General features: G+C 57.5%; 5 protein-coding genes. All 5 read left to right on the top strand.

Translation table 11 applies throughout. The annotated features are described in order from the left end of the window. Nucleotides 1-209 precede the first annotated feature (209 nt). Nucleotides 210-1985, top strand: coding sequence for an ABC transporter ATP-binding protein (locus tag IL252_RS13885; RefSeq protein WP_208628478.1), 1776 nt, complete (start codon nucleotides 210-212; stop codon nucleotides 1983-1985). 38 nt (nucleotides 1986-2023) lie between these two features. Beyond that, nucleotides 2024-3286 (top strand): glycosyltransferase family 4 protein, encoded by a 1263-nt coding sequence (locus IL252_RS13880; RefSeq protein ID WP_208628477.1) that lies wholly within the window; start codon nucleotides 2024-2026, stop codon nucleotides 3284-3286. A 32-nt stretch (nucleotides 3287-3318) separates the two neighbouring features. Beyond that, the gene (wecB, locus tag IL252_RS13875; RefSeq protein ID WP_208628476.1) at nucleotides 3319-4413 is read left to right on the top strand and encodes a non-hydrolyzing UDP-N-acetylglucosamine 2-epimerase; all 1095 of its coding nucleotides are present in this window, start codon (nucleotides 3319-3321) and stop codon (nucleotides 4411-4413) included. Continuing rightward, a complete protein-coding gene (locus IL252_RS13870; protein WP_208628475.1) occupies nucleotides 4406-5665 on the top strand; it encodes a nucleotide sugar dehydrogenase in 1260 nt (419 codons plus the stop codon). The genes wecB and IL252_RS13870 overlap by 8 nt, the downstream gene beginning before the upstream one ends. A gap of 140 nt (nucleotides 5666-5805) precedes the next feature. Continuing rightward, a complete protein-coding gene (locus IL252_RS13865; protein WP_208628474.1) occupies nucleotides 5806-7197 on the top strand; it encodes a sulfatase in 1392 nt (463 codons plus the stop codon).

Genomic DNA, 7197 nt, shown 5'->3' with positions numbered 1-7197 from the left:
CGGCGAAGCGCCGCCGACAGCGACAGCTCCGCCTTCGATCAGTGCTGTCCAACCGCTATCGACGACTCATCACGACAAAACAGGTAACTTAGGTCCGGCTAACTGGCGATGCTTTGTGAGGTACTGAGACTCCCTGTACCTACCCGAATCCAATCCATGCCCGTTATTTGTCTTAGCCGCGAACTGTCCCAGTAGACCAGTGATAGTCCATGTCTGATCAGATCTCGCTTCGGCAGAAAATCACGTCTATCTACAGCGTCGCGGCATATCGGCCGCTCTTTACCGTGACCATTATCTCGCTGAGCGTCTTCGCAGCGATCCTCGAAGGGATCGGATTGAGTTTTATCCTTCCGATCATCGAACACGTCCGCAGTGGGTCTCAGTCAGACCCCAGTGGTCTGATGAACCTCTTCATCTCCACGTACGACTTCTTAGGTGTCCCCTTCACACTCGATTACATCATCGTCGGTGTGTCTGTGGTGATGGTAGTCCGGTACTGCGCGAGCTTTCTCGTCGCGTGGCTCCGCGTCGCTCTACGGATGGACTACGCACGACACATTCGTTCCGAGTCGTTCCAGGGAGCCCTCAATGCGAGGATCGGCTACTTCGACCAGCAAGGTTCCGACGAGATCCTCAACGCAATCATCACGCAGTCAGACTACGCCAGCAAGGTGATCCGGCGGATGATCCGGCTCGTAGAGATTTCACTCGTCAGTCTGATGTATCTAGCCGTCGCGCTGTATATGTCTCCATCTTTGACTCTGTTTGCGATTGCGATCATCGGAACTTCGACGGTATTGCTACGATACGTATTCGAGTCGGGGTACGCCGTCGGTGGTCGGGTTGCAGAGGCCAACGAACGGATTCAGGAGGCGGCCCAGGCGGGGACACAGGGGATCCGTGATGCGAAAATGTTTGGCCTCTCTGATGAGTTGTTCGCGGACTTCCAACAGTCGCTACGGCAGTTCATCGACGCTCGAATCACAGAGCAACGCAACCGATCTGCCATCAAGAACGCGCAGCAACTGATGACTGCGCTCTCGGTGTTCTTCCTCATCTATTTTGCACTTGAGTACACGTCGCTGTCACTGGGTGGACTGGGTGTGTTCCTCTTTGCGATGTTCCGCCTGTCTCCGCGAGTGAGTTCCCTGAACAATCTCTTTTATCAGGCCGAAGCAGAGTTGCCACACCTCGTTCGTGCCCGTGATTTTATTCAGCGGATCGAAGCCGAAACCGAAACGTCCGGGGACCGACCGGTCCCCGAACCGGTCGAACACGTGGTGTTCGAGGACGTAACGTTCTCTTACGATTCGTCCGAGACGGTCCTCCGAGATATTTCGTTCGAAGCCAACACCGGGGAGTTCGTCGCGTTCGTCGGCCAGTCCGGAGCCGGTAAGTCGACGATCATCACACTGCTAGCGCGGATGTACGACGCCGACGACGGAGAAATTCGGGCAGACGGCGTTCCGATCGAGGAGTTCGATCTCGAAGCCTGGCGGGATCGGATCGCCATCGTCCGGCAGAATCCATTCATTTTTAACGACACTCTCGAATACAATATCACGGTTGGGAACCGGGATGCAACGCAGGCAGAGATCGAGCGAGTCGCAGAGATCGCAAAACTGGACGAATTCCTCGACGAACTCGACGACGGGTACGATACGCTGGTCGGCGACAACGGCGTGCGACTCTCGGGCGGACAGCAACAGCGAGTCGCGCTCGCACGAGCGTTACTGAAAGACGCGGACTTGCTCGTCCTCGACGAAGCGACCAGTGATCTGGACACGAACATCGAGGAGGATGTCCAGCGTGCGATCGAGGACATGGAACAAGAATACATCACGATCACGGTCGCACACCGCCTATCGACGGTTAAAAATGCCGATCGGATCTACACAGTCGTTGACGGCGAGATCGCAGACGTTGGGCGACACGAAGAACTCCTCGATCGGGACGGGAAGTACGCGGAACTGTACTCCACCTGATCGTGGGCTGTCAATCACACGGACGCTGAAGATCCACGATGAACGATACACAGGAGCCACGATCGATATTCTATCTCACCCAGTACTTTCCCCCAGAGACTGGTGCGGCAGCGACACGTGTCCAGGAACTGACCGAACGCTGGGGTGACGCCGGACACGACGTCACTGTTGTCACTTCAGCACCAGACTATCCAGAAGGAGAACTGTTCGATGGCTACAACAACGATTGGCTGGCGGTCGAGCAGCGTAACGGCGTTCGGGTCGTCATGACCAAGACGCTACCGACATCGAATACGCGGACAGTCCGCCGAATGCTCAAGTTCGTCTGGTTCATGTTCGCAGCCACCGCTGCTTGCCTGTGGCTCGACGAAGACCCAGATATGGTGATTGCCACCAGTCCACAACCGCTACTCGGTGTCAGTGCCATCATCACCGGATGGCTGCGAAGTTCGTCAACTGTCTTCGAAATCAGAGATCTCTGGCCGGAATCGATCGAAGAGGTCGGCGACTTCGACAACCGACTTGCGGTGTGGCTCCTCGATCGACTCGTTTCCTGGATCTACGCGCACGTCGATCGGATAGTAATCGTCTCACAGGCGTTCGAAAGACCCCTGCTCAATGCCGGTGTCGGTCGGGAGGACCTGTGGTACCATCCCAACGGTGTCGATCTCGAATTCTTCGATGATCACGGCGACGGGTCCGAGATCGACGAGACAGTGCAAGCGGTGTTCGACGATCGATTCGTCGTCTCGTACGTCGGAACAGTCGGGCGATCTCACGGTCTCGAAGTTGTACTCGACGCCGCGGATCGACTCCGTGATCTTCCCATCGATTTTGTCGTCGTCGGGTACGGGTCAGAACTGGAGCGACTCGAACAGGCCGCCGCTAGCCGTGGTCTCGATTCCGTCACGTTCGTCGGCCGTCGACCTAAGCATGAAGTTCCGACGCTCCTCCATCTTTCCGACGTGTCACTCGTCCATCTCCGGGACGAAGAACTCTTCAGAACCGTCATCCCGTCGAAGATGTTCGAGTCGATGGCAGCTAGGCTCCCGATTGTCCTTGGAGTTGAAGGCGAAGCGGCTCGAATTCTCGACCAGGCCAACGCAGGCGTTCAGGTCAAACCGGAGAATCCAGTGGCACTCGCCGATGCTGTCAGGCAACTGTACGAGCAAGCGGATCTCCGCGAGCGGTTCGGTTCCAATGGCCGTCAGTTCGTTGGGCGCGAATTCGCATGGGATACCATTGCTGCCGACTATCTCACCAACATCGAAACAATCACATCGGACAATGGTCAAAGCTAAATCCCTGTCAGCTACTACGGGTAGTACGTTACATGGCTACGGATCCGAAGCTAGCCGTTGTTCTCGGGACGCGACCTGAGATAATAAAACTCGCCCCACTCATTCGAGTCTGTCAGGACCGGTCGATCCCGTTCATACAAATCCACACCGGTCAACACTATTCTGAAAGTCTCGACGATGTCTTTTTCGAACGTCTCGATTTGCCCCAGCCAGAGTACGACCTTGCCATCGGATCACGGTCACACGGCGCACAGACCGGCGCGATGATCGAGAACATCGAGGCTGTTCTCGAAGACGAGGAGCCAGAGACAGTCGTGGTTCAGGGAGACACGAATTCGGTTCTCGCCGGTGCGATCGCAGCGAGCAAACTGTCGTCAGTCGCCCTCGCTCATGTCGAGGCAGGTCTACGGAGTTTCGACCGAACGATGCCTGAAGAGGTGAACCGTCGGCTGACGGACCACGCCGCTGATCATCTGTTCCCACCGACGGCCACGGCACGCGACAATCTCCTCGACGAAAACCTGCCGTCTGACCGGATCACAGTCTCCGGGAACACGATCGTCGATGCGGTCGAGCAACACGTCACGCTTGCCCGACAGGAGGCGACCATCCACACTACTCTCGATCTCGATGCCCCGTACGCGCTTCTGACTGCACACCGTGCCGAGAACGTCGACGACTCGGACCGGTTCAGGGCACTGCTCGACGGCGTCGCGACAGCAGCACGGAAACAGAATCTCGACGTGTACTATCCTGTCCATCCCCGTGCCGAATCGCGACTCGCCGAATTCGACATCGAGGTACCATCTCCGATCAACTGTATCGAGCCACAGGACTTCTTCGACTTCCTCGCCCTCGAAGACCGTGCGGAGATCGTGTTCACCGATTCGGGCGGCGTACAGGAGGAGGCGTGTATCCTTCAAACCCCCTGCGTGACGCTCCGTGAGACGACCGAACGACCCGAGACCCTCGACGTGGGTGCGAACCGCCTCGTCGGTGTCGAGACTGCAGACATCGTCACTGGCGTCGATGCGGTACTCGGACGTGGCACCGATTGGGACAACCCGTTCGGAGACGGGACGGCGGCCGAACAGATCCTCGACGTGCTCGAATCCAACCATGACTGAACCTAATCGACCGACAGTCTGTGTCCACGGACTCGGGTACATCGGGCTCCCAACAGCCGCGATACTCGCAAACAACGGCTACGATGTCTACGGATACGATGCCGACCCAGAGCGCCGAGCGGCGCTCGCCGCTGGCACCGTCTCCTTCGACGAAGCGGACCTCGAGCGGTTCATTGGCATGGCCCTCGACGACGGACTGGAAATAGTCGACTCGGCGAGGTCGGCCGACTTTCATCTCATCTGTGTCCCGACACCGTACGATCGCGATCACGACCAGATCGATCTGACCTACGTGGAGGCAGCCGGTGAGACGATCGCAACACTACTCCGGCCGGGAGATACTATCGTACTTGAATCGACAGTGCCACCGGGGACGACCGCCCGTCGCCTCAGGGCCGTCCTCGAAGACAGCGGAATCGCGATCCCGGACGCCGCGTCGCTCGTATACAGTCCGGAAACGGTATTGCCGGGTGATACACTCTCGGAGCTCCGTGAGAACGATCGTCTCGTTGGTGCAGTCGATGGAGACGACTGCGCCCCGGTCGTCGCTCTCTACGAGTCCTTCGTGAAGGGAGAAGTCCGGACGACCGACGCCACGACAGCAGAGTTCGTCAAACTGATCCAGAACGCTTCACGAGATGTCAACATCGCCTTCGCCAACGAAATAGCCAAGCTCGCCCACGAATTCGATATCGACGCTCGCGAGGCGATCGCCTTTGCGAACGGTCATCCCCGTGTCGACATCTTGGATCCCGGTCCCGGGGTTGGTGGTCACTGCTTACCAATCGATCCACTGTTTTTGAGTCACAACAACAATATTCCGATGCTCACCGAGACAGCCCGCCGTGTCAACGACGGGATGCCAGAGTACGTCGGCAAACTCCTGCTTGCGGCACTCGACGACCCACAGGCCTCGAGTGTCGCCCTCCTCGGGGTCGCCTACAAGGGTGGGGTAGCAGATACCCGTCAGAGCCCCTCTCTATCGCTCTCCAAGTTTCTCCAGGAACGTTGTGTCGGCGATCTCAGACAGACTGATCCGTACGTCGATCAGTCGGAGCACGACATCGTCTCCCTTCGATCAGCTCTCGACGGTGCCGATGCTGCGGCCATCGTCACTGATCATCCGGAGTACGGTGCGCTCTCTCCAGACCTGTTCGCCGAACAGATGCGTGGTCGAGTCATCGTCGATGCACGTGGACTACTCAACTGTAACCGCTGGGAAGCCGCTGGTTTCGACGTTTACCAGATTTGAAACGTGTAGACTATATCCAGGGCACCGTATTCGCTCATCGAAACGGTCATCAACTGTGATTTCGATGGTTCGTGCACGAACTGTCGCTGGCAACACGCAAGGCCATGCGGTCAGCGACGGATCTGTCAACGGGATCTGAGATGGGTACGAACGTACTCTATATTACGGTCGATTCGCTTCGTGCAGACAGCGTCGGATTTCTCGACGAAGAAGTAGCGACGACCCCAAATTTGGACGAGCTTGCCGACAGTGGTGTGTCGTTCGATACTGCAGTCGCGAACGGGATCCCGACGTACTACTCGTTCAAGTCTCTGCTAGGGGGCGTCCACTCGCTGAGCCACTCACAATCGATTGGGCTGCCCGAGACAGCGACCAGTATCGCTGAGGTGTTCGCTGACGCCGGCTATCAGACTGCTGGAATCAACGCCAGTAATCCCTGGTTGACACCTTCCTACGGGTACGATCGGGGCTTCGAAACGTACGAAGATTTCCTCGAAGCCGATGCTGGTGGGGGCAGTAGTCTGGGACGGCAGGCCAAACGTGTCGCCAAACGCGCCGTTTCGTTCAGCGACCTACTGACTGACCGGCTCGGTCTCTGTGGCCGTGTAGCAAGTGCGTTGCTGGGTTCACAGCCGCTCGAACCGGCCGAGAACGTAAGCGAAGTAGCTGTTTCGTGGCTCGAAGGCAAAGACGACGATCGCCCGTTCTTCCTGTGGATCCACTTCATGGACCCCCACTATCCCTGGATCCCCCGCCAGGAATTCCTCGAAGAGAGTCGGATCTCGACGTACGAGATCGGACGTCTCTGGCACACCGTCGCTCACGAGTACAAGAAGACGAACATCTCGTTCGACGGGGAGACGATTCGTACGATCCGTGCACTCTACGACGCCGAAGTACGCCGTATGGACGACGCCATCGGTGCGATAATCGACGCGCTCGAAGCGGCCGGAGACCGAGAGGAGACGCTGATCGCAGTCGCCGGTGACCACGGTACCGAACTGTACGACCACGGCGCGTTCAGTCACGGACCGACGAAACTGTACGACGAGGTGTTGTGCGTGCCACTGCTGTTCTCTGGTCCCTCGATCGAAAACCAGTCCCGTGAACTGGCAGGTCTGGTCGATGTTCCCAAAACAATCGTCGAACGGATCGACAGTGTCGAGACACCGACCACGTTCGAAGGGATCGACCTCTTCGAGACGAAACGGGAGTGTGTCTCATCCGAAGTCGTCTTCGATATCGATCCTGCACTGGGTCAAAACGAAGATAACAGCCTGTTACAGTCCCAGGTAGAACCACCATGGAAGCTAATCAGAAATCGAGAAACCGGAACGGTCAGGCTGTTCGACCGAAATTCCGATCCAGATGAACGAACCGATCTCGCCGACGACCGGTCTGAAGTTGTCGAAAGGATGGAAAGTGGACTGGACGAGCATCGAGCGACGGTTGAGCGTCGGACACGTACGGTCGTCGAACGATGTCGTGTTCGGGAACGAATCCGTGACCTCAAGGCGGACGATCTGATCTAG

The organism is Halomicrobium sp. IBSBa (assembly GCF_017612575.1).
GTDB lineage: Archaea > Halobacteriota > Halobacteria > Halobacteriales > Haloarculaceae > Halomicrobium.
Note: the sequence above shows the minus strand (reverse complement) of the source record. Positions and strands in the feature narration are given on the sequence as shown.